The organism is Endozoicomonas sp. Z74 (assembly GCF_057680865.1).
On the sequence record NZ_JBLYZI010000045.1, the window covers coordinates 16,868 to 41,616 of the forward strand.

The 24,749-nt window shown below is 50.3% G+C and carries 13 protein-coding genes; 12 read left to right on the plus strand and 1 reads right to left on the minus strand.

Features of this window, described 5'->3' with window-relative positions; translation table 11 throughout:
- The first annotated feature begins 23 nt into the window (after positions 1–23).
- From ACNRUY_RS14025 to ACNRUY_RS14050, 6 genes are all read left to right on the plus strand, one after another.
- Positions 24–806: an SDR family oxidoreductase gene (locus tag ACNRUY_RS14025; RefSeq protein ID WP_488112269.1), complete on the plus strand. Its 783-nt coding sequence runs from the start codon at positions 24–26 to the stop codon at positions 804–806.
- A gap of 2 nt (positions 807–808) precedes the next feature.
- Positions 809–1,267 carry a MaoC family dehydratase gene (locus ACNRUY_RS14030; RefSeq protein ID WP_488112270.1) on the plus strand — a complete coding sequence of 153 codons (459 nt, stop codon included), beginning with the start codon at positions 809–811 and terminating at the stop codon, positions 1,265–1,267.
- Between the two features lie 28 nt (positions 1,268–1,295).
- Positions 1,296–2,498: an acetyl-CoA C-acyltransferase gene (locus tag ACNRUY_RS14035; protein ID WP_488112271.1), complete on the plus strand. Its 1,203-nt coding sequence runs from the start codon at positions 1,296–1,298 to the stop codon at positions 2,496–2,498.
- A 65-nt stretch (positions 2,499–2,563) separates the two neighbouring features.
- Positions 2,564–2,947 carry a nuclear transport factor 2 family protein gene (locus ACNRUY_RS14040; protein WP_488112272.1) on the plus strand — a complete coding sequence of 128 codons (384 nt, stop codon included), beginning with the start codon at positions 2,564–2,566 and terminating at the stop codon, positions 2,945–2,947.
- Positions 2,944–3,372, plus strand: a complete 429-nt coding sequence (locus ACNRUY_RS14045; protein ID WP_488112273.1) for a nuclear transport factor 2 family protein — start codon at positions 2,944–2,946, stop codon at positions 3,370–3,372. Before ACNRUY_RS14040 ends, ACNRUY_RS14045 begins: the two co-directional genes overlap by 4 nt.
- Before the next feature lie 101 nt (positions 3,373–3,473).
- Positions 3,474–4,928, plus strand: coding sequence for a WD40 repeat domain-containing protein (locus ACNRUY_RS14050; RefSeq protein ID WP_488112274.1), 1,455 nt, complete (start codon positions 3,474–3,476; stop codon positions 4,926–4,928).
- 52 nt (positions 4,929–4,980) lie between these two features.
- Here ACNRUY_RS14050 and dauA read toward each other — a convergent pair whose 3' ends face one another.
- Positions 4,981–6,699 (minus strand): C4-dicarboxylic acid transporter DauA, encoded by a 1,719-nt coding sequence (gene dauA / locus ACNRUY_RS14055; protein ID WP_488112275.1) that lies wholly within the window; start codon positions 6,697–6,699, stop codon positions 4,981–4,983.
- 556 nt (positions 6,700–7,255) lie between these two features.
- Between dauA and ACNRUY_RS14060 the strand changes: the two genes are divergently transcribed.
- The 6 genes from ACNRUY_RS14060 to ACNRUY_RS14085 all read left to right on the plus strand — a co-directional run bounded on the left by ACNRUY_RS14060 (position 7,256) and on the right by ACNRUY_RS14085 (position 24,627).
- Positions 7,256–14,302 (plus strand): SpvB/TcaC N-terminal domain-containing protein, encoded by a 7,047-nt coding sequence (locus tag ACNRUY_RS14060; protein WP_488112276.1) that lies wholly within the window; start codon positions 7,256–7,258, stop codon positions 14,300–14,302.
- A 206-nt stretch (positions 14,303–14,508) separates the two neighbouring features.
- The gene (locus tag ACNRUY_RS14065) at positions 14,509–22,560 is read left to right on the plus strand and encodes a Tc toxin subunit A-related protein (protein WP_488112277.1); all 8,052 of its coding nucleotides are present in this window, start codon (positions 14,509–14,511) and stop codon (positions 22,558–22,560) included.
- Positions 22,557–23,240: a hypothetical protein gene (locus ACNRUY_RS14070; RefSeq protein WP_488112278.1), complete on the plus strand. Its 684-nt coding sequence runs from the start codon at positions 22,557–22,559 to the stop codon at positions 23,238–23,240. Before ACNRUY_RS14065 ends, ACNRUY_RS14070 begins: the two co-directional genes overlap by 4 nt.
- Before the next feature lie 88 nt (positions 23,241–23,328).
- Positions 23,329–23,667 (plus strand): hypothetical protein, encoded by a 339-nt coding sequence (locus ACNRUY_RS14075; protein WP_488112279.1) that lies wholly within the window; start codon positions 23,329–23,331, stop codon positions 23,665–23,667.
- Positions 23,612–24,418, plus strand: a complete 807-nt coding sequence (locus tag ACNRUY_RS14080; RefSeq protein ID WP_488112280.1) for a hypothetical protein — start codon at positions 23,612–23,614, stop codon at positions 24,416–24,418. Before ACNRUY_RS14075 ends, ACNRUY_RS14080 begins: the two co-directional genes overlap by 56 nt.
- A 50-nt stretch (positions 24,419–24,468) precedes the next feature.
- Positions 24,469–24,627 carry a hypothetical protein gene (locus tag ACNRUY_RS14085; RefSeq protein WP_488112281.1) on the plus strand — a complete coding sequence of 53 codons (159 nt, stop codon included), beginning with the start codon at positions 24,469–24,471 and terminating at the stop codon, positions 24,625–24,627.
- Positions 24,628–24,749: the final 122 nt, after the last annotated feature.

Sequence of the window (24,749 nt, forward strand, 5' to 3'; positions counted from 1 at the left end):
TAAAAATGAACGGGAGAAGAGCGATGTTGAACCCGGAATATGTGCAGGGGCATAACCTGCTGTCAGGCAAGTCGGTGCTGATTACCGCAGCAGCCGGTGCCGGGATTGGTTATTCGGCAGCACTTCGGGCCGCGGAAGAGGGCTGCCGTGCCCTGATGATCAGCGATATTCATCAGGGCCGACTGACGGAAGCAGCTGAGAAAATCAAAGCGGAAAGTGGTCTGGAAGCCATTTATACCCAAGTTTGCAATGTCACGGATGAAGGTCAGGTGCAGGCGCTGGTGGCCGCTGCCGAGGAGCAGCTGGGTGGAGTTGATGTGCTGATCAATAATGCCGGGCTGGGCGGGTCGAAGCTGCTGGTGGAAATGGAAGACGCTGAATGGCAGCGGGTGCTTGATGTGACCCTGACGGGGACCATGCGAGTGACGCGGGCCATTCTGCCCAAAATGATGGCCCGGAAATCCGGGGCCATTGTCAACAATGCCTCAGTGCTGGGCTGGCGCGCCCAGAAAGAGCAGGCTCACTATGCTGCGGCAAAAGCCGGAGTCATGGCCTTGACCCGGTGCTCCGCTCTTGAAGCGGCAGATCATGGCATCCGGATCAATGCCGTAAGCCCCAGCATTGCTCTCCATGACTTCCTGAGAAAATCAGCGCCGGAGGAGCTGCTTCAGCAGCTGGCCTCCAAAGAGGCGTTCGGCCGTGCAGCGGAGGTTTGGGAGATTGCCAACATCATGATGTTCCTGGCCAGCGACTACAGCTCCTATATGACCGGGGAAGTGATTTCAGCCAGCAGCCAGAGGGCATAAGGATGACAGCAATATTCAGAACCCCCCATGAACTGAAAGAGAAAGTGGGCACCGTACTGGGGGAAAGCCAGTGGCTGACGGTGGATCAGGAACGGATCAATCTTTTTGCCGAGGCCACCGGTGACCATCAGTGGATTCATGTGGACCCGGTGCGGGCAAAAGAGGGACCTTTTGGTGCCTGTATTGCCCATGGCTATCTGACCCTGTCTCTGGTCAGCCTGTTTCTTCCGGAAATAATGGATGTTCAGGGCGTCAGCATGGGAGTCAATTACGGTACGGACAAGGTGCGCTTTCCCAACTCGGTAAAAGTGGGGGCACGAATCCGTGGTGTGGGTGAGTTGGTCAAGGTTGAAACCGTGAAAGGCGGTGTTCAGTCAACGGTGCGGGTGACCGTAGAAATTGAGGGCGAGGATCGCCCGGCCTGTGTCGTTGATACTATCTCCCGGTATTACCCGGTTTGACCGCTGCCAGAAAACAAGGAATCGAATAATGAAAGATGCAGTGATTGTATCCACCGCCCGAACCGCCATAGGCAAGGCTTTCCGGGGCGCTTTCAATGATACGGAAGCGCCCGCCATGGGCGGCCATGTGGTTCGCGAGGCGGTCAAACGGGCAGGCATAGAAGCCGGTGAAGTGGATGATGTTCTGATAGGGGCTGCAGCCCAGCAGGGTACTCAGTCCTACAACCTTGGTCGTCTATGTGGCATTGCCGGAGGTCTGCCGGAAACGGTTTCCGGAATGACCATGGAACGACAGTGTTCCTCCGGGTTGATGACCATTGCCACGGCGGCGAAAAGCATCATGTGCGATGAACTGGATATTGCTGTGGCCGGTGGCCTCGAATCCATCTCCCTGGTTCAGAACAAGCACAAGAATACCTACCGGAACCTGTCCAGGGCCGTGATGGAGCTGGACCCGGCTGCTTATATCCAGATGATTGAAACGGCGGAAATCGTCTCTTCCCGTTACGGGATCAGCCGTGAGGCCCAGGATGAATACAGTCTGCAGAGTCAGCTGAGAACCGCCAGAGCCCAGGAGCAAGGACGGTTTTCCGATGAAATTGTGCCCATGACCACCACCAAAAGCCTCTTCAATAAAGAGACCAAAGAGGTGAGCTATGAGCAGGTAACGCTGAGCCAGGATGAGTGCAATCGGCCTGGCACCACTCTGGAAAATCTCGCAGGCCTTCAGCCAGTCTGGAAAGAGGGGCAGTGGGTGTCTGAGGGGCAGTTTATCACCGCCGGTAATGCCTCCCAGTTGTCTGATGGTGCTTCTGCTTCGGTCTTGATGAGTGGAAAGCTGGCGGAGCAGAAGGGGCTGGAGCCCCTGGGTATCTATCGTGGGCTGGCAGTAGCCGGGTGCGCTTCTGACGAAATGGGCATTGGCCCGGTCTATGCCGTACCAAAATTGCTGAAGCGCAACGGACTGAAAATGGATGATATTGGTCTGTGGGAGCTGAATGAAGCCTTTGCCTGCCAGGTGATTTACTGCCGGGATCAGCTGGGTATTCCCAATGAGCAGTTGAACGTCAATGGGGGCGCCATTGCCATTGGGCATCCTTTTGGTATGTCCGGCGCGCGTATGGTGGGTCATGCCCTTCTTGAAGGCAAACGCCGGGGTGTCCGCTATGTGGTGGTGACCATGTGTATCGGTGGAGGCATGGGTGCCGCTGGTCTGTTTGAAGTGGTCTGAACTGGCCTCTCTCCTTTTTCTCCCATGGTCTGCCATGGGAGTGAACAACCTGGAAGATAACAATAATGGTCTCAACCAGTCTGATTCGGGAAAAGATGGAGCTGTATATCCAGTTGGTTAACCAGAAGGATATCGATGGGATTCTGGCACTCTATGCCGACGATGCTGTGGTGGAAGACCCCGTAGGTTCCGAGCGGCTGCAGGGCATTGAAGCGATTTCTGCCTTTTATCGCAATGGCCTGGGGAACAGTGAGGTGTCTGCAGAGCAGACTGGAGACGTTCGTACAACGGTCAGTGGTGAGGGGGCGGTGCCTTTTCAGGTGAAAGTCTCGTTTCAGGGAACACCCTGTGTGATTACGGTGATTGATGTCATGCAGTTTAATGAGCAGGGCAGGATTACTTCCATGAAAGCCTACTGGAGTGAAGATAACCTGGAGGTGCTGGCGTGAGCCTTGAACAACGCTTCGCCAGACTGGAGGCCCTGGAAGAGATCCGGGAGCTTAAGCATCGCTATCTTAACGCTTGTGATCTCAAGGAGGTGGAGACCATACGTCAATGCTTTGCCGAAGGCGAGATTCTGATTGACTACGGCCCTGTTGGCGTGTTCAGGAACAGAGATTCGTTTGTCTCACTTTATGAGAAAATGGCCTGCAGGGAGTCGGTGATAGATTTGCACCATGGTTCAAATCCAGAGATCCAGGTAACGGGAGATACCGCCACTGGCCGATGGGCTCTGTTTTATTTCAATATCAACGGAGAAAACGGTGCGACCCGCCAGCTGGGTGGGTTTTATAACGATGAGTATCGACGGGTAAATGGAGCATGGACAATTGTTAAAACCTGTTTTAAAGCCCACTCGATCAAAGAAAGTTAAACCATAGTACTTTTTATTGAGTGGGTGTTGTTTTTTATCTTGAGTTTATTGAACTTTGTTTTTTTTTAACCCTCGAATAGCTGGAATAATAATTTCTGAAGTTGATTGCTTCTGATAGAGGGTTTGGTGTGTACTCTTTTTTTATTTTGGGGTTGTCCCGCATATCTCATGAAGTCGCTATAAAACGGTTTTGTTTAGTATTGATTGTTTTGTTGTTCAGTTATTCCAAAGCTTATCCTGTTTGTGCTGCTGATATTGAGTTTGAACGGGTTCGTATTCAAACGATGCATGGAGAAAAGGTAGAGTTTCAAAAGAGTGGAGAGGTGCTGGCGGTTAGCAGTCTTTCCAGAAATAAGAAATTCCCTTTTGTCTGCCCTTTTGAATATTCGAGATGGGCTGGCTGGACCATTGATGTGGATAGAATTATTGTTAACCCTTACCTGGAGGAACTCAACTCTCAAGAACGTGAATCAGCAATGCAATGGGATGAAACTTTTTTCAATTTGAAAAATGCCTACAATAACCTGTCTGATCAATTTGTTTTGTATATAAAAACCACGTTTGCTATTGATGGTGACTACAGCTGGTTTTTTGGAGAGGGTGTTGACTCCACCAAGCTAGCGAATGCTCTAGCCAGTCTGACCACACTTCTTGCCAGAGGCGATCAGAAATACTGGGGGTTCAGTGACTATTGCATAGGCCGTGAAGCAATTTTTCTGACTTCTATGCGTGGAGTATTAAAATGTATGGATCTCAGTGATGTAGGGTTTGTTTGTGAGGACGTCTTTACCTCCTCTGAACCCGGTGAGCGCATAGAGGTGACGAAATCAAAACCGTCGATTCTGGTCATGACTAATGGAAGCAAGGGAAGGCTGATTGAACTGAGCACCAATGAGGATGAGCCGGAACATCGTGTTATCAGGAATATTAAACATATGAGTAATATTCTTGGAGTGCAGCTCTCACAGAATGGAAGATTTGCATTTTCCTATGATCAGAATCAGATTCTCGTTTACGACGTTAATATAAGGGGTAATAAGGGTAAGCGGGCTATCATCTCCCAAAATGAAAATTACAAAATAGAAAAGGCTATCTTTGACGGTGAAAATAATATTATCACTGTCTCCAGATTATTATCTGAACAGGGCTCATCGGATACCTATGCCATCACTTTTTACCCGTTGACTGATGATGATGGAGCCTGGGACGAGGAGGGGGAACCTATTCCCTCAGATATGTGGCCGCTAATATCTGATACAACGTCTGCCATTGCAGTTGGATCACAGCGATCTGATCCGGTGTCATCCATTGCGGTTGGGCCTCAGGGGTTGCTGGCTGTAGCAACGGTTTATGGCGAGATCAAAATGTGGCGATTTGACGATGGCAGCAAACAATATGACCCTTTGACCGTGAGTTTTGATCAACCGGTCACACTGAAGAAACGGGGCAAAGTATCAATGGCATTCAGTGTCAATGGCGAGCTGGCGGTGAGTTATGGCAGTGCCGAACCCGTAAGAATCTGGAAGATAAAAGGGTTCGAGCCATCTAATGAGTAGCCATTAACGAACCAGCCCATTCAGGGCTGGCATCAATAGTCACGACCCCGTTTCAGAAGGTCAGGGTGGTTGACCCACCCTGGCTCCTGGCAAGTTTTGTTGCCTGGGCTACGGCCTCATCCATGGACTGGGAGAAGAAAACCGGGTTGTCCTGGTGATTCAGCCCGACACGGTGCAGCTTTTCCATCATCCGGGGTTTCAGGCAATTGATAATCAGGGTGACGCCGGTGCATTTCAGCTCCCTGAGCAATGTTTCCATCTGGACAATAGCGCTCATATCCAGCTGTGAAACCTCTGCCATATCCAGCAGCAGCACCCTGGTGTCGGTTCTGGTCAGTGCTTTCAATGCCCTCCCGGTGGAGCCAAAAAACAGCGGACCATTCAGACGGAAGGCAACCACATCTTTGGACAAACCCTCCCCTTCAATGGCACAAGTCGATAAAGGGTGGCTTTGTGCAAGGGCTGCACTTTTGCGGATGAACAGCAGGCCTGCCAGGGCCATTCCCACCGCCACGGCAATGGTCATATCAAAAATGACCGTCAGGCTGAAACAGCAGAGCAGAGTGATGACATCGTCCCTGGGAGCCACTTTCACCGTTCTGATAAAGTGTTTCACTTCACTCATGTTCCAGGCCACCATCAGCAGCAGTGCGGCCATGGAAGCCATGGGGATATAGGCCAGCAGGGGAGCCAGACAGACAATGGCCAGAAGAATAAAGAGGCTGTGAACCAGGGATGCAACCGGGGTTTTCCCTCCAGCTCTTATATTGGCGGCGGTTCTGGCAATGGCAGCAGTAGCGGGAATACCACCAAACAGGGGAGCAATGATATTGCCAAGTCCCTGGCCCATCAGCTCATCGTTGGGGTGGTGGCGGTTTCCGGACATGCCATCGGAGACCACTGCACAGAGCAATGACTCCAGAGCCCCAAGCACGGCAATGGTGAAGGCCGCCGGGAGCAGGGCGGTTATCATATCAAAACTGAGTCCAAGGGGAGCACCACTGCTTCCCGGAAGGTTCCATGGCCATTGAAAAGTGGGCAACACCGGGGGAATGCCAGACCCGATAATACCATCAAGGTTAAATTGAAAGCGGCTGCCAATAGTGGCGACGGAAAAGTCTGGGCTCACCGCTGATGCCAGCCAGGCCAGGACGGAACCCAGCAACAGGGCAACTAGGTGCCCGGGAATCTTTCGGTTGAACTTGGGCCAGTAAATCAGGGTGGCCAGGGTAACCAGTCCGATCAAGGCTTCCTGAATCTGAATCTGGGGGAGTGCCTGCAGGATTTGCCAGAGTTTTTCATGAAAGTGCCCATTAAGGTGCTCAATGCCCAGCCCCAGAAAATCATTGATCTGCAGTGTGGCAATCACTACGCCAATCCCGGCGGTAAAACCCACAACCACTGGATAGGGAACCACTTCAATCAGTCGTCCCAGTTTTGCCAGACTCATCAGAACCAGAATCACTCCGGCCAGCATGCCGCTGAGTAGAAGTCCCCCCAGGCCAAACTGCTGGACGATGGGAATGAGCACCACCACAAAGGCAGCGGTGGGTCCTGAAATATTGACCTTTGAGCCCCCCGATAGGGCGATGACGGCTCCTGCGACAATTGCCGTATATAAGCCGTGCTGGGGAGGAACGCCTACCGCAATGGCCAGGGCCATGGAGAGTGGAAGGGCAATAACGCCGACGGTGAGGCCTGCAAGAATGTCAGCGGGAAGAAATGCCTTGAGAGACCCGCTCTTAAGGGATTGGGATACAGCCGAGAACATGTCACTAACCTGTTCGAAAAAAACCTGAAAGGTTTAGATAAACCAACCGATAACAAAATACTTTCTGGATATTTAGTCTGTCTTTGATTATTAAAGTGAAAAAATTATTGTAGATGCAGGGTATAAACAGAAAATGAAACTATACCAGAAAATGGCGTTGTTGGCTGTTTCGTAACCTGGCGTTCAACCCCCTTTTTTTTTCGCAATGTGATGACCTGGTAGCAATAAATCACTAAACGACAGTTTTAAAGTGCTCATCCATGATGAGAAGCGATTGCTTGTGAGGAGCTGGGAGCGATTCAAATACTCAGGCTCTGACACCGATCTCATTCGCTGATTTTTTGTTGGCGCAATTATGGCCGTCGACAATAGGGTGTTTTGTAAATAGCTGCTGTATCCCCCACCTCAGGATTCCGTATATGGTCAGGAAGGGCGGTAGCGTGCTGAAACCGGCTGTTGTAAGGGATCAGATATCAGGGGCTGCCCCTTGAGTGTTTATAAAAATAATTGTGCCATTTGAATGAGTGGCCAGAAATACGGGAGGAACCCATACGCAATGGATCAGGACAAGCAGAGCTTATCCGTGAAGGATATCAACCTGCCAAAAGGGGGCGGTGCCCTCAAGGCCATTGGCGAGACATTGACCGCGGACGCTTTTTCCGGTGCTGGCAGGTTGAGTATTCCGGTACCGCTGACCAGGGCGCGAGGTCTTGAGCCCGAGCTGGCCCTTGAGTACAGCTCTGGCTCGGGCAACGGTATTTTTGGACTGGGTTTTTCCCTGAATCTTTCCAGCATCAGTATTCGCACCGAAAAGGGGCTGCCTCGCTATGATGATACGGATGTTTATCTCTTGGATGGTCAGGAGCTGGTGCCGAAAGCCTCGGCCAGTCGTGAAGAGGAAGGTTTTCTGGTCACCGGGTATTTACCCAGAGTGGAAGGCGCCTTCTCCCGCATTGAGCACTATTTGAAAAAAGATAAAAGCGCTTCGTACTGGAAGGTCACCAACACAGAAAACATTACGTCTGTTTACGGTGCCCGGGAGGATGCAAGGATCGCAGACAGCAGCAATCCTTCCCACTTGTTTCAGTGGTTAATTGAAAGTTCGGAAGATGCCAGAGGGAATAAAATTCTTTACAGCTATGTGAAGGAAGATAATGCCGGAATTGACCAGAAAGACTATGAGGCGGGCAGGGCTTTAACAAAGCGATATATCCAGACGATCCGGTATGGAAACTATTTCGATGACAATGGGGCTGAGCGCTATGCCTATGAGGTGGTGTTTGATTATGGTCAGTATGAGCTGACCGGATTGGCAGAGGGAGGGAATGATCCCTATCAGGCATCCAGATTATGGCAATATCGGCCTGACGCTTTTTCAACCTACAGCAGTACCTTTGAGATTCGCACCCGTCGATTGTGTAACAACATTCTGTTGTTCCATCATTTTGACCAGGAACTGGGTGACCCCTGTCTGGTTAAACGGCTGGCGTTGCAGTACAGCACTGCGGAGCAAAGCCGCCTGTCTCTGATGCGAAGGATACTGCTGACCGGTTATAAACGGGCTGGTCGTGATGCCGTCTGCCCCTATGAAGTGAAGTCGATGCCAGCCATTGACCTGAACTTTTCTGAATTTAATCCTGCCTCATGTACCGGGTATAACAAAATGGTGGCTGGAGGCCGGGGTATTCCGGGGTATTTGAACTCGTCGGGCTTTCAACCGGTTGATCTGAAGGGGGAGGGGATTGCCGGGCTGTTATGCTGCCAGGGTGACAGTCTGCTCTACCTTGAGCCCGAAGGAAATGGGACATATGGGATTCCAGTAACCGAAAACCCGTTCCCCACAGATCGTCAATTTCAGGATGGTCGCACGACACTGGTTGACCTGGACGGCAATGGCCAGCTGGAACTTCTGGTCAGGAACAGCAGCCGTACCGGGTTTTACCAGAGGGATGATCAATTTGCCGGTGAACCGGCACAGCCTGACCCCGGCTGGAAAGCCTATCAACCTTTTGAACAGTATCCCGTTGATTTTGCCAACCGGGATATGGAAATGGCGGGGCTGGACAATAATGGCAAGACGGACCTGCTGTTGGTTGACGAGAACGCCATCAGGGTATACCCCTCTCTGGGGAAGAAAGGCTATGACGCCTCCTGTGCATTACCAAAAGTCCCAGGCTTTCCCTCTATCAAAAAGGGATACCGAAAAGAATATGTAGGGTTTACCAGCCTTCTGGGGGATGGGCATTCCCATCGGATTAAAATTACCCGGGACTCGGTTGAGTGTTGGCCGTCCCTGGGCTTTGGTCACTTTGGAGAAAAGATCACCCTGGCATCAGCACCGGATTTTGGGCCTGACTTTGATGCATCCCGACTGTTTCTGGCGGATACGGATGGTTCCGGTGCCACGGACTTGATCTACCTGCATACCGATAAAGTCAGCCTTTATGTTAATCAGAGTGGCAATGCCTTTTCAAAAGCCATAGACATTCCCCTCCCGGAACATTGTCAGTTCAGCGCCATTGACCAGATCCATTTTGCCGATGTGTTGGGCAATGGCACCCGCTGCATGGTGTACACGGATATGGGACCGGAACCTGACCATTATTATTTGAATTTTGTGGGGGAAGCTCTGGTCAATGGGAAGGCCAGAACCTGTATCAAGCCCTATCTACTCAATGAAGTGGATAACAACATGGGCGGGGTCTCACAGATAGAGTATTGCAGCTCAACGGACTTTTATCTGCGGGATAAAAAAGCCGGTACCCCCTGGCATACCCGTCTCCCCTTTCCGGTACAGCTGGTGGAGAAAACCGTCTCCATTGACGCCATAACCGGCCGCAGAATGGCAAAGCGGTTTGCTTACCATGACGGCTATTATGACCATGAAGAAAAAGAGTTCCGGGGATTTGGTTACGTTGAAAGCTGGGACAGTGAAACCTGGGATGAGCTTCAGAGTTACAATACCCGGGAAGGTGCCGCACTCATCCCGGAGCAACACTATACGGCACCGGTATACACTCGAACCTGGTATTGTACCGGAGCAGAGCAGTCCCTTGAGACTTACCGGCAACCGGGTATTGGTGAGTTTTTTCGTGGAGATGGCCGGGCTTATGAATTTCCCGGCCCGCAGATCAATGTTGACCGTGAAGACGCGGCCACTCTCAGGCAAGCCTTTACGGCCCTGAAAGGCACGGTTATCCGGCAGGAGGTGTATGCCGCTGAGGATGGTGACAGGCCAGGCGTCAATCAAGCTCCCTACTCGGTTGAGGAAAACGGGCCAGAAGTCCGCCTTATCCAGGAGCGGGGCGAGCAGGAATATGCGGTTTATCTGGTGACGCCACGGGAAAGTATTTTCTACCACTACGAGCAGAATGCTGAAGACCCCAGGGTTGAGCAGCACTTCACCCTGAAAACCGATGACTTTGGCAACCCCCTGGTTCACTGTGACCTGAGTTTGCCCCGGAGGCTGGAGCTTCCTTCTGATGATTTGTTCGCTACGGAGCAACGGACGCTTAAAGCCATGCTTTCCCTGCAGAAGTTTGTACAACCGGTTGAGGGAAACCTTTTCTGCCATCTTTCCTGTGAGCAACAGCAGCTGGAACTACTGAACCTGAGCCTGGCGGGGGAGTACGGTGATTTTGACGAACTTCAGAAGACAATAGACCACCTGAACGAAAATCGAGAGGGTTCTATTCTCCCTTACGGTGAGCCGGAAGATAAACAACGTTGTCAGGCAAGGCAACTGACCTGGGAGCGAACCTGTTTCTGGAATAACCGTCTTGATGCTCCTCTCGATCTGGGTGAAATCAGCGCTCTTGGGCTGGAGCATCATCATGAACAGGCGGTATTTACCCCAGAATGGATTGATGAGGCGTTTGCGGGCAGGTTAACGGACGATACCTTAACGACACTGGGTGGTTATATATGGGAAGGTGATTCCGGTTACTGGTGGAACAAAGGGCTGGTGCAGTTTTATGACCCGGAACGGTTTTATCTGCCATGGAAAACGGAGAATGCCCTGGTAGGGCAGGACACCAGTGTCTATTCAAAGGTCACTCAGCGCTATGACAGCTATGGATTATTTGTGACGGGCACTGAGCACTTTATTGATAGCAGTCGCAGCCTGATATCCCGTGCATCTTACGATTACGCCATGGCCCAGGTGTGCTCCGTAACGGATCCCAACAACAATACCTCCCAGGTCATTCTTGATCCCCTTGGCCAGGTGGTGGCTTCCTCTCTGGTTGGCACTGAAAATGGAGAAAACAGCGGTGGTATGACGCTTTATGCCACGGAGGAAACCGGTGCTGAATACGAGGAAAAACCCGCGCCAACCTTTGAACAGGTTATTGATGCCCCCGAAGAGTATCTGCAAGGGGCCTGCAGCTATTTTTATTATGACCTGGAGGCATGGGCCGATCGGGGACAACCGGCCACAACCGTGACCCTGGTGCGTAACCAGTTCTGTCATGCACCTGTTCAGGATTCATCTCCCTATTGCCAGACCGAAGTTGTCTACAGTGATGGCTTTGGCCATGAGCTGGAGAGAAAGAAGCGGGTCGACCCTGATCCGGCACTGGCCAGGGAAGCTGACCAGCAGTTAAAAGAGCCTGACGGTCAGCAAGAATGCACTGAAAGCCGATGGCAGACAACGGGGCGAAAGGTCTACAACAATAAAGGCAAAGTGGTTGAGGAGTACCTGCCTTATTTCATGGATTCACCCGTGTATGAAAGCCCAGCGGACATCCCCTCTATCGCACCTACCCGGACCTGCTACGACCCCCTGGGCCGGGTGGTCAAAACCCTGTCACCCAAGGGCTTTTTTTCCAGGGTTGACTTCACGCCCTGGCTGGAAAAGCACTTTGATAAAAACGATACCCTTCTGGATTCGGACTACTATCAGGCCTTTATGGCCAGCTACCCGGCTTCCCCCAGTGATGAGCAGAAGGATGAAAAGGATGCTCTGGAAAAAGCTGCGGCGTTTTATGACACGCCGCAGGTCAAAGTGCTGGATAACCTGGGGTTTGTGGTTCGAGATATCCAGTATAAGGCGTCGGGAGAGGCCCTGGTTGCTTTTGAGGAAAATGACATTCTAGGGCGGACAATCCGGTCCATTGACCCACGTCTCTACCAGTCTAACAACCGGGATGGGAGTGATTATTACAACTTCAAATACCGCTATGCCATGGGGCAGAAAAGCCCTCTCTATATTGACAGCGCCGATGCCGGAACCGAGCAACACCTGGACAATATATACGGGAATCAGCTGTTTTCCTGGTCAGCCCGTAACTATTGCCAGTTGATCAGCTACGACGCCCTCCAGAGAAAAACGGCACTGAAAGTGAAGAAGGTAGAGGACGACAAACCGGTATCCTCATTTGACGATTTCAATTGGGTGGAGCGGTTTCTTTATGGGGATGGACTGTTGGAAACCGGTATGGATCTCACCGTGTTGCAGGCTGATAACTTACTGGGGGTGGTGTATCAGCTGGATGACTTGTCCGGGCGTGTTATTAATAGCCAGTACAGTCTGCAGGGGGATGTCCAGGTCACCCGACGACAGATGGTCAGGGACTACCAGCAGGCTGCTGACTGGCGTCAGGAGGTCGCCCTTGAAGAAGAGCAGGAGGCTTACACCACCCGGTTTACCGTCAATGCATTAAAACAGCCCGTTTCCGAAACCACACCGGATGGCTCCGTTATTGTTAATCGGTACAACCGGGCAGGGCAGTTAACCGGCCTCTCGGTCAGGGTTCACGGAAGCCAACCTGAAACCCTGATTGAACACATTGAGTATGATGCCAATGGCCAGCGAACCCGTGTGCTCCATGGAAATGGTCTTGAGACTGAGTATGAATACGAAGACACCACTCTGCGACTGCTGTCCATCCAGAACCGTCACCAGGATCTGAAATACACGTATGACCCGGTGGGTAATATTACCCGCCTGAGGGATAACAGTGTTGAGACTCTGTTCCATGATAACCAGAAAGTGGACCCGTTATCGGACTACCGGTATGACGCCCTCTACCGACTGATTTCTGCCAGTGGACGCCAGCATCCGGGGATGAATGCCAGCGGTTTGCAGCAGGCCGGTTTTATGAAACTGCCCGCAGCCAGTGATATGGACGCTCTGGAACAGTATCACGAAGCCTATCGCTATGATGACTCCTGCAACTTGATCGAAAAAAAGCACAGCGGTGCCGCTACCCGGAAAACCCCAGTGGAGCCCGACTCCAACCGTTTGCAGGGGATGGATTATGACGCTTCCGGTAACCTCCGCCAGGTCATGGCGGGCAGCACAATTAAATTGTCGTTTAACTGCTGTGAAAACCTGGTCAGGGCCTGTGTCATTGAACGGGAAGAGGAAAAGCACGACTGTGAATATTATCTCTATGACAGTGAAGAGCAGCGGACCCGCAAAGTGGCTGAGTCGGTGGTGAATGGCACAGGGCTGACCCATATAGAAGACAAGGTTTATCTGGGCAGCTATGAAGTCAAACGTCATTCCACCAGAACCGGTGAGGGGGAGACCCGGCTTTGCCTGAAAAGGCATGCCCTGAAAGTGATGGATGGAGATACCTGCATTGCCATTATCCACCGCTGGGAGCAGGACGATAATGGCAAGGAGACCCGGGATCTCAAGAATCATAAAACCCGTTACCAGCTGGATAACCATCTGGGCTCTGTGACTCTGGAGCTGGATCAACAAGCGCAATTGATCTCCTATGAAGAGTACTTCCCCTATGGAGGAACGGCGCTACGGGGAGGACGTGACCGGATTGAAGTGGCCCTGAAGGAGTACCGGTACTCCGGCAAGGAGCGGGATAGCCTGACCGGCTTTTATTACTATGGCCGACGGTATTATGCCCCGGACAGTGGACGGTGGATCAACCCCGATCCCGCCCATCGCGTGGATGGGATGAATTTATATGCTTTTGTGGGGGGGAATCCTGTTGTGTACTTTGATGCTTCAGGTCTGAATAAAGAACAAAAAGAGATGAGTGACAAATTGTATTCTGGTTTAAAGAGGCGGAAAAAAACACTTGTTCACTCATATGAGTTTGATGAAGAGGATATAATAAAAAAAACCAAAGTTTCCGGTAATTACTATGTTCAAAAAGGGTTTAATAAGGACGTAAAGGTTGTAAAAGAGGGGGGTAAACCATCGCCCTATTTTAATACGAAAAAGAGTAAAGGCTTGGTTTCCCATATGAAGGAAAGTGGGGTTTCAATTGATCAGGTCAAAGATGATTTTGTAAGTGCAACGTCGAAAAATAAGAAGGTTAAGTTTAAAGGGTTTACAAATACATACGTTGAGGAACTGTATTCTATTACTTTGATTGAAGGTCAGCGATCACAAAGTGCATTGAAGGATTTCTCTAAGTGTCTTTCAACAGCAAAGGATATGGATGATTTTGAGGAGAGCTTTAAAGAATTGGATTACACCGGAAAAGGAGGTACGAAAAAACAGCGAGAAAAAAGGATAGAGTATGAAGATAACTATAGTAATACTGATGAGAGTGAGGTTGAGATTATTGATACAGTGCATTCTGCCAAGAAAAAACAGTACGATGAGGCAAGAAATAAGAAAAAAATGTAAAAAAAGTAAAAGGTAAAACGTCGTTTTTGTAAAGCTGTACTTTATCATATATGAGTAAAATTAATTTATATGATTTCTGTGTTTATAAACAACTCATTGTTGTTTAAATGTTTATATTTGGAGGCTTTGTGGATAAAAAAAATGACCTTTCTGAGAATGGTGCTGAGCAAGGTTTGACTGAATATTTGAAAAGGGAAACTTTACCATTGGATAACCAAATCAGTCACTACTCAAGAAAAAAATTCATCAATAAATATGCACCACTATTCACAGAGCTGAACCGGAAAGACGCCCGAAAACTTGCCGGTGAGATCCATCAGCGAGCTCAGTCGTCTATGGGGGCACTGGTGAATCAACATGTGGATCATCAGCAACGACTGAGTCCTTACTACCGTAATCTGCGCTTTGCCAATCTGGCTCTGCCTGCTCAGTCCAGTGTTGGGGGAGATGGGCCGGACCCCAGTTATGAAGGTCAGTTTGGCGAACTGGACGTGACCGGAGTGGATCCTGACCGCTCGGTATTGTCCCCTGCGGCGTATCTGGCGGATCTGGTATGGATGGCGGATCAGCATATTCATAAAAAAGAGGGAGACCATGCCGCCACAGTTATGCTGGATCAACGGCGCCCTGATATTAAAGCCATTCCTCTGGACCGGGCCAATACCCATGCATCGGTTTCCAAACTGGATATTGTTAATGATGTGCTGATGCGGCAACTGGGGGACGGATTCAAAAGTGTAGACCTGGCCAGCCTCTGCTATCCCTTCAATCTACCCTACCATCAGCCCCTGGATGAAATTCGTTTGTCTCTGAAGCAAAGCCATAGCAGTTTGCCCCAGCTATGGCTCGGGCTGATTGAAGAGCCGACAGAGGTTGAACGCCAGAGCATTGCCAGGGAAACCCTGGGACTGTCCCCTGAGCAATGGTCAATGGTATCTACCCCGGATACCACAGAAGAGGATCTGAAACAGTGTTATGGCCTGACGGAGAGTGATGGGCTATCTGACCTGAAAGATGCCGGGATGTTCAAGAGGCAGGCCGGGTTGACTGATGGGGAGCTGGAGGCACTTCTCTATCAGGACTTAACCGAGAAAGAACTGGAGAGCCAGTTAAATCAGTCATTTTTTATTAATCAGGGACAGGAGGCTCCCATTGAGCTTGATGATGGACAGCTGACGTTTGCCAATGATCTCACTGCTCTGGACTTCAAAGCCCTGGATCGTCTGCACCGGTTTATTCGTCTGGCAAAATGGCTGGACTGGTCATTCTCCGACCTGGATTGGGCTCTGCGATCCTCCTATTGTGCCACTGGCAATGGATCTCTTGAGGGCTATGAGATCAGCGCGAAGCTGCTACCGTTGCTGGCCTGGATCAAAACCGTTGAGCAGGCGGGGATATTGACACTTAATCAGGCCTGCGCCTGGCTATACCGAATAAAGGACTACGGACGACAGGCGCTGTGTGAACTGGCAGAGATGCTGGTTCGCCTTGACCAGGGGACAGGAAGGCTTGCCACAGATAAGGAATCCCGCCTGAATAGAGACATGTTCATGGAGCACCTTAAGTCGCTGGACCCACAGCAGTCATTGCCGGGGTTGCTGCAACTGTCTCCCCGGGAATTACAGAAGATTGCTGACGTTGTGGGCCCGTTGGATACGGCCCTGGATCTTGAGCGTTTATCCATTCTTTACCGGTTCAGCCTGCTGCCGGTGATGACCGGGCTGTCCCTGACGGACTGCATGATTGTTTATGGGTTACTCAGGGCTGACAACCCTGAAGTGGATTATAATGAGCAGCTTCTTTTACAGGCGCTTTTTGAGGAACGGGACGACGGCTGTGGACTGCTCAATCTTATTAATCGTCTGAGTGCCGGTGTCCTGTGGTTCAGCCATCAACCGATGGCCATTCACCGGGTGCAGTACTGGCTGACCGGAAACAGCGGGGATATCAACCTTCAGAATCGGGTTGGGGGGATTGCCAGCCTGGCCAATAACTCTCAGGCCATTTGCTCAGGGTTGTTGAAAAGCAAGCTGACCCGAAACCAATTTGAGGCAAATATCCCAGCCCTTCAGCAGTTTTACTTGTCCAGCAGCGATTCCGGGCTGAAGGCGTTGAAGGACTTTATTGATAACCACCAGGCGGAGGTTGAAAGTCAGTTAACCAAAATGGGGGTGACCATTGAGTTCGTCAAGGCGATGGTGGATGAGCTTGAAGAGGCCGACTCTGAAGGTCTCACCGTTGGGGATGTCAATCCGGTCTGGCTGTTTGTGTCAGGCATTTACCTGAATAAGCAGGGCATTTTTGAGGCGGTACCGGAAGAGCAAGCGTTTAAACAGGGGCTTCAGCAGTTTTTACAGTTCCTCAAAGCGGACCTTTCACAAGAAGTGGTGGATCAGTGCTGGGCCGTTACCAGTCGTTACTGCCAGGCTCAGTGTCACCTTCTCAGCCAGCAGTTAAGCGCTTTAATCAATACACCGCCCCATCAGCTGGAAGCGCTGTGCCTGTGGTTGAAGGTAGTTCCTTCCGATTTTATCTTCGACCCTACGGTCATAAACGACCAGGGACTTAAAAGCTGGCCGCCGGTGTTCGGCCTTCTTGATAAATTGTTGCGATACGGTGATCTGGTGAATGCTTTCAGTTTATCGCCGGAGGAAATCGTCGCCCTGTGCCAGCACCCTGAATACTTTGTGTCATCACCTGCCCCGTTTAATTTTAAGTGGGTGCAAACCATCGCCCGTTTCAAGGCATTGCTGGTTGAGATTCAGGATAGCCAGAACCACCTACTGGATTACCTGGCGGTCGTGAATTCTGGTCTCAACGATGGCTGTGTTCTGCTTGAGAAACTCACTGGTTGGGATGTAAGTGCCCTGTCTCAGGGCTCTGAACCGGTTCTGCCGACCAATATTCCCGAGCTGGACCGCTGGCTGCGGGTAGTCAGTGCACTGGATACACTGAATATTAATGGGGAAACGCTGAAATGGTTGCTGGCCGCTTCAGGTCAGTCCGTCAGTATGGAGGATTATCGCAGCATCGCTTCAGCCTTATGGTCAGGGTTGCAGGGACGGGGCCAGGATAGCCAGCAGGAAAGTGCCCTGGATAATCAGAAAAACACACTGCGAAACCGGCTCCGTGATGCCCTGGTGCCAAGGGTTATTGATCATTTGAACCTTACCCTGGGCACAGCCATTGAAGATGCCAGCGATCTGTATCAATACCTTTTGATTGATGTCAGTGTTGATGGTGTGGTTGAAACCACCCGTATTTCTGAAGCCATTAATGCGGTCCAGTTATTTATCCATCGTTGCATGAATCATCTGGAAGCGGGCTTATCGGTGGATCCATCATTGCATCAGTGCTGGTCCTGGATGCAGAACTACCGGGTCTGGCAGGATAACCGTGAAGTGTTTCTGTTCCCGGAAAACTACCTCCAACCAGAGCTTCGAAAGAATAAAACCCGTCTGTTTCAACAACTGGAGAATGATTGTCAGCAGGGAAATCTCAGCGACGCCGGGACTGTAGAGCAGGCTATATATCACTATATGGCAAATCTGGCACCCCTGGCTGGCCTGGTCATTGAGAGTGCCGCCTGTTTTGAATATGGTCACGCAGGGAGTGTTAAGACACCGGGCAAAAGGTTGTTCTTGTTGGGTAAGCCCAACGCTGATGCCAGCGAATACTATTTTTCTGACACGGTTTTCATTCCCGGCGAGCAGCAGGGGTATGCGCCACTGGGCTGGGGCGAGTGGCAGAAAATAACGCTGGATATCCAGGCACAGGGTACCGTTCAGTCCATCTATGCCATGGGAAAATGGTTTTTATTCTGGGTGGAGCGACAGCAGACAGGGGCCGACAGTGATTCCAGCGAGAAAGTCTATGATTACCTTGTTAAATACACCTGTAAGGACAGCAGTGATCACTGGTTGCCAGCCCAGGAGTTAACCTCCTGGCCTGAGAAAGAACCCGCTGAAGAGGGTTCATCAAACGAACCAGACACACCAGAAACCTCCGTTACGTTGTCCTACTTCCACACCACTGAAACGATTTATATTTCCTGGAATGAAAAACAATATTCCCTGAGTGGTGATGCTATCAGGCAGCAGACGACCGGTGTTGCCCGGTTTGCTTTGCCGACACCGGGTTTATCAGACAATGGAATTTCTGAGCTTCCGGTACCGACAAAAGAAGGCTGTTCTGCTCTGTCAGTGTGGTTTAAACCGGGTGATGGGGATGAATTCAATATAACCGATGAGCATTCTGGTTCATCGATTGTCTTCAAGATGGATATTTCCGGGCACTCCCTGATTCGGGGAAAATCCATTCATCAGAACCTTAATCGGGAGCAGTGGAGCCATGTGTTGCTGAATCCCTGTCTTTACCAAGAGGTAAAGGGTGGAGAAAAGGCAACTTATCTTTCTAATGTGGTGGTCCTGAATGGGCAGCAGTGGGTAGCCTGGGCATCTGCGGATAAGGATGTTTACTTCTCACAAATTATTGAAAACATCGGTGGTATTGCCATTGGAAAACCCAGAAAACTGAAAGACAGGGGCGCTCTTGTGGATTTTCAGAGTGAACGTTTCAGCCTTGGGGTATTCAATGAACAGCTGTATCTGGCATGGTCGGGCAAGAATGCGAAGGATGAGTACTGGTTGCATTTGGCCAGGCTGGACATGAGTCATGACCATATAAAGCTTGTGGAGCAGAAACAGTGTGGCAACGAAGGGAAATTCAGAGTCTCTTCCGGTGATAACAGTGCTCCTTCAATGGCGGTCTGGGACGGGCAGCTGTTTATTGCATGGATGGCTATTTCAAGTACCAAGACTGCCTGTAAATCCAAGTTGCATTGGGGGGTGGCCTGCTCCAGAGAGGGGGGGTTTTTAGAGACGATCAGTGATAGCCATTCCGATGACAGGGTCTATTCAGGCAGTCCAGCCATGGCGGTTGTCCTGGATCAAAATGGCATTGAGCATCTGTATTGTGCGGTGGGCAGCCATGAAGAAAAACGAATTGATCTTTTTGACCTGTCAGAGAACCTCTCGAAACCATGCTCAACCCCTGTTCAGTGGGAGTCCTCTGAGCCGGTGCTTACCTCGAAGAGAATTGGACTTACCTTTGACGCAAACAGCCAGGATCTGGTGTTGTCCTGGGCTTCTTCTGGCTCTCTTTTCTACCAATATATCCGTGAACTGGAAGACGAGAATAGCCCTTATAGCCTGTCCCAGCCTGGTGAAACGGCCCTGGTGTTTGGTGCCGGAGTGGATGGTCTGGCGTCTCTGGTGGTGGACGAAGGCTCTACGGGTGGTCTGTCCAGTTGGCATCCCGGTATTTATCTGAATGGAATACCGGTGCTGGCTCCCCCATTTGCTATGACTGGCAAGTTGGTTGCTGCTGGAACTATAGAAGGCTCCCCGGCCTTTTCCGGAGCCCTTCAGGAAGTCGTAGCCTTTACGCAGGGCCTGCCACCCTCAAAATGTCTGGAGATTTATCGTAATAGTGCAGGTCATGTGGTCGATGACTTTGCTTTAGGTATGGCCATCGGTCCCAACGATATGTTCGGATCGGAGCCGGAACAGGCGGTGGTTAACGGGCAGCCGAACTGGTCTGTATATCAAAACACGGCCTCCAGGGATCATAACGACCGGGTATCCTCTTTTTTGTGTCTCCCCTTTTCGGATGAGGGAAAAGCCGTTTTCAATCCCGTTCGCCTGAATGCCCCCCGGGCAGTTGCCCGTTTGGAATCGACACTGCTTCTCGATGGTATAGACGGCTTGTTTACCCTTGCCAGTCAGAGAATGAATGACAGTGATTTCAGTGATCTGCAACCGGATATCCAGTATTTTCCGGTTTTTCCATCCAGTACACTGGATTTCAGTCAGGGGCCCATGGCGGTCTATCTGACCGAGCTTTTCTTTCACACCCCCTTTCTGGTGGCCCATCAACTGCAGTCTGCCCGGTTATTTACCCAGGCCAGACGCTGGTATGAATATATCTTTAATCCTGCGGTTGATCTTACCCATGAAGAGGAGCTGCTTTACGGCGACACACCGGATAAATACTGGCGTTTTATCCTCCTGCGCAGTGACCGTAATAAACGATTGAGGGTCGAACACGGTTTAAGCAGCAGGGATGAGGTCGTAATGGATGGCTCCAGTCCCGGCCAACGGGCGATTTATCTGTACGACCCTTTTGACCCCCATGCCCTTGCTGGGTTAAGGCCCATTGCCTACCAGAAAACCATCGTGATGCACTACATCGATAACTTGATGGATGCTGCGGACAGTCTGTTCCGTGAATACACGTCAGAAAGCATCAGCGAAGCAACTCTGCTGTATACCATGGTTCTGGACCTGCTGGGCAAACCACCGGAAGTCGATCGAAACCCTCCAGAAAAACAGGTGAAAACCCTGCAGGAACTGGTGGAGAGCAGCGTTGTCGATGACCTCGAAGCGGTTACTAAGCCGTCTGTAGTTACTTATCCATCGACAGATGCTCTGCTGACGATCCATTCAGTGGTCAGTGATTACTTTGCCATTCCTGATAATCAGCAGTTGATCGGCTTGTGGGATACCGTCGCCGACCGGTTATTTAATATTCGTCATGAGCTGAATATTGACGGCGTATTTGAATCCGTTGCGCCCTTTGCACCGGCTATTGACCCTATGCAGCTGGTAGCCGGTGTAGCCTCTGGAGAAAGTGTGTTACAGGCTGTGGCTGGAACCAGTACAGTGCCACCTTATTACCGGTTTCAGGTGATGCTGGCAAAAGCCAAAGAGCTGGCGCAGCTGACCATACAGTTCAGCCAGTCATTGCAGGCAGCTCTGGAGAAAAAAGACGCCGAAGCCCTGTCTCTCCTTTATAACCAGAACCAACAGAACATTCTGGCCCTGACCCGAACCATTAACGATAACCAGCTGAATGCGGCGCAGGCCACCTGCGACTCCCTGGAGATAAGCCAGACCAGTGCCCAGATGCGCTTTGACTACTATGACCGTCTGTTAACAGAGGAGCTGTCCGCAGCGGAGAAAGCCCAGTTGGCACTGGCCCGTCAGGCGACCGGTTTGCAGGCAGCAGCGATCCCGGTGATGACCGGCGGGGAGGCTGCGGCCTGCCTGTTACCCACGGTGTTTGGTCTGGCGGACGGTGGCCAGGCCATAGCCCAGGGGGCAGGGATTCCGGCACGGGTCATGGAGTCTTCAGCCCAGATATACAGTATGCAATCCGGTGATATTGGAACCTGGGCCAGCTATGAAAGGCGCTGGGAGGAATGGGCGTTGCAAAGAGAGGTGGCTCAAAAGGAGGTTGGCCAGATCAGTGAACAACAACTGGCGGCCCGTTATCAGGTGGCGGTTGCCCAACAGCAAATTGCCGTGCTTGAGAAGAACATTGAACAGGAGCAGAAAGTAGCACAGTTTCTTACCAATAAGTTCTCCAGCGAGGCGTTGTATCAGTGGTACGGCTCAACATTGACGACGCTCTGTTTTCAGGCCTATCAGCTGGCCATGAGTGCCGCCCGTCAGGCTGAAGTGGCCTGGCAGTTTGAACAGGCGGTTGGGCTACCCCACTCTTTTCTGAAGTCCTGTTACTGGGATAGCTCGCACCATGGTCTGGGGGCAGGGGACGCCCTGTTACTGGACTTGCACCGGATGGAGCAGGCCCATATGGACAGCAATGACCGGGCGCTTGAAATCCGTAAGGTGATCTCTTTGAAGGCGCTTGACCATAAGCAGTTCGATCAGCTCAAGAGTACGGGGCGGTGCAGCTTCACCTTTGCCGAGCAGGACTTTGACAGGGATTATCCAGGTCATTACCGAAGGCAGATACATACGTTGAATATCACCTTGCCCGCCGTGATCGCTCCCTATCAGAATCTTTGTGCCACGTTAACGCAAACCGGCAGTAAAGTGCTACTGAAGGAGGATGCCGATGGAGTGAGCTATTTATTAAACCCTGATAAAGGGGATGGCCGTCACGTAAGGGAAAACTGGGTTGCCAATCAGCGGATTGCAGTCTCCCAGGGTGTAAGTGATGGGGGAATGATCAGTGTGAACTTTGGTGATGAACGTTATCTGCCGTTTGAAGGCACCGGTGCTGTGTCAGGATGGACTCTTGAAATACCCCAAGACAGTAATCCGGGTATTCTGGAAAGTTTGAGTGATGTGATTATAGAGCTGCATTATACGGCTTATGCAGGCAGTCAGGCCTTTCAGGCATCGGTTAAAAACTCATTGATTGAAATAAAACAGAAAAGGAAACTGAAATGAGAGGTATAGAAAATAAAAAAGGAAGTGATACTTTGATTGATAATCCGGTCAAGATTACTGTGGACAGTGAAAAACCGGGATTGACGGTTGACAACACCGGGCCTGCAGTGAGCTTCAGCACAAGTGGTGAGATGTCATCAGTCAGCATAGAAAATACTGGAAAAGGGCTGGCCCTTGAGACAGAGGGGGCGATCAAGGTTGGTGGCATTCAGGGCAGTAAATCGATAGTGACGGATAACATGGATGTAAAAAACAGTTTGAATGCGGTTTCTGTTACGTCTGAAAAATTGCAGCTGGGCAGTATCACCATCGGCGAAAGTGAATTGCAGGTGCTAAAGTCTTTGAGTCAGGGAGGGCTTGTCGTAAATATGACAACAACGTCTGGATTTAAATTATTTGATAGCAATGAAAAAAGAAGTGGTAATACTAAAAATGGTTATTATGCATTAACGACGAATCAGAGTTTTAGTGATGTTAAAACCTATAGCAATGCCAGCTGGAAGATTAGCATTGAATCAAAAAAAGTGTCATCCCCAAAAATTTCTGAAGTTTCTGCCAAAAAAGTCTCCCATACAGAGGACGTTGATTCGGTTGAACTGACTGGTAAGCTGAATTCGATCGAAGAACAGAATAAATTGCTTGCTCAGAGAATAGCTGAGTTGGAAAAAAAGATTAAATAAAACGTGCTGTAATATTTTGGTTCTTCGGAGGCAGTATTGATAAATGGCTTCTGTTTTTTTCGTTAATAATAAGGAGAGAGTAAATACCATGAGTAATGAATCCGGCAAAAAAAAGACCTCTGACACCGAAGAGGGTGTCTATCCAATTTCCGAGAGTGTTGTTATTGATACTGACAGTGATGTAAGGCCTGGGCTTTCGGTTTCCAATACCGGGCCTGGCGCTGAATTCAAAACCTCCGGCAGTGATCCGGCATTGAGGATTTCCAATCAGGGTGAGGGGGTCGGGATACTCGCATCCAGTCCCGTTTCGCTTGAGTCAGTACTGTATGATGACACCAATGCAACGGCGCTGCTTCATGTGAATAATAACCGTGATGGGGGTGACAATAAAAAAAGGCGACAGTATTGCGTGGGCGGCTCATATTGAAAGTTATTCAAATTCTCACTCTTCTTTGTGTGTGCATAATTATGGGCAAAGCAGGGGCGCTACGATTGTTAATGCATCCGATAGTCACTCTACGCTGGTAGTAGAGAATGATGGGCTTGAAAATGATGGTGGTGAAACCAGCAGTCATCGGGCGGCCTCTCTGATCAACTGTTCAGCGGATCAGGCCACCTTATACCTGGAGAACAAGAGCTCAGGGGCAGCTCTTAAGATTGATCAGGGTGGCGCTCAGGTGTTTGGTCAGAGTCAAACATTAAGGGCTGGAAGTTATATGGCTCATACGGATGGCTTTGTGGTGGGAACGGTTAAATACCCAGACAAATGTAATATTACCTCTGTATTGTGGCTGACAGCTTCGTCGGGGGATGTTTCAGTACAGGCAACGGGTGGGAATGTTTGGGGTATTAACTGCCTGATGTCTAATACAAACAGTTTACTTCTTCCCGTCCCGGGGGGTAATACTTTTCATATAAGTGCTAAACTGGGAAGCCTTAATCAGGTAGACCCTGAATATACCTGCTATTTCATACCTCTGGGTGTCTGTGATACCCCATTTTCGAAAGTGCAGACATCCGTGGATACTCAGCATCAGTCTGATGGCTGGATGATGGAATCTGTAGTGCTGCTGAAGATAAGGTTAATCGCTTTATTGGAACGCTTGAAAAATGCTTTGGTACAACTCTGGAAGAGCCCCGGAAAAAAGAGCTTCAGGCATCGCTCCTGGATTTGTTGACTGGCTGAAATGAACCCGCACTGTAGCAATTGCTTGATCCGGTGAACGGGTTGAGCGATTGTATTGAGTCCATCATTGCCCTGTCGGGAAATCGTAAACATCTGGCTGAACATCACAATCAGGACTATTTTACCAGTCATGACTTTTTGGCACCGCTAATGGACAGAGAAATCAAAGTCAGCATGGATGACAAAGGGCGTGCACTATAGTGGACCCCAAAAACTGGACCACTGGCTAAGTTAAGTTTTTCGACTGTATGATGCCCTTTCAAGGAGGGGAAAATGACAGTCAGAAAAAGGAAGCGTCATGCACCTGAATTCAAAGCTCAGGT

What these genes read in the sequence shown, in the direction of transcription:
- ACNRUY_RS14075 (WP_488112279.1), top strand. Translation starts at nt 23,329, where the DNA reads ATGAGTAATGAATCCGGCAAAAAAAAGACCTCTGACACCGAAGAGGGT.
- ACNRUY_RS14040 (WP_488112272.1), top strand. Translation starts at nt 2,564, where the DNA reads ATGGTCTCAACCAGTCTGATTCGGGAAAAGATGGAGCTGTATATCCAG.
- ACNRUY_RS14030 (WP_488112270.1), top strand. Translation starts at nt 809, where the DNA reads ATGACAGCAATATTCAGAACCCCCCATGAACTGAAAGAGAAAGTGGGC.
- ACNRUY_RS14060 (WP_488112276.1), top strand. Translation starts at nt 7,256, where the DNA reads ATGGATCAGGACAAGCAGAGCTTATCCGTGAAGGATATCAACCTGCCA.
- ACNRUY_RS14035 (WP_488112271.1), top strand. Translation starts at nt 1,296, where the DNA reads ATGAAAGATGCAGTGATTGTATCCACCGCCCGAACCGCCATAGGCAAG.
- dauA (WP_488112275.1), bottom strand. Translation starts at nt 6,699, where the DNA reads ATGTTCTCGGCTGTATCCCAATCCCTTAAGAGCGGGTCTCTCAAGGCA.
- ACNRUY_RS14025 (WP_488112269.1), top strand. Translation starts at nt 24, where the DNA reads ATGTTGAACCCGGAATATGTGCAGGGGCATAACCTGCTGTCAGGCAAG.
- ACNRUY_RS14070 (WP_488112278.1), top strand. Translation starts at nt 22,557, where the DNA reads ATGAGAGGTATAGAAAATAAAAAAGGAAGTGATACTTTGATTGATAAT.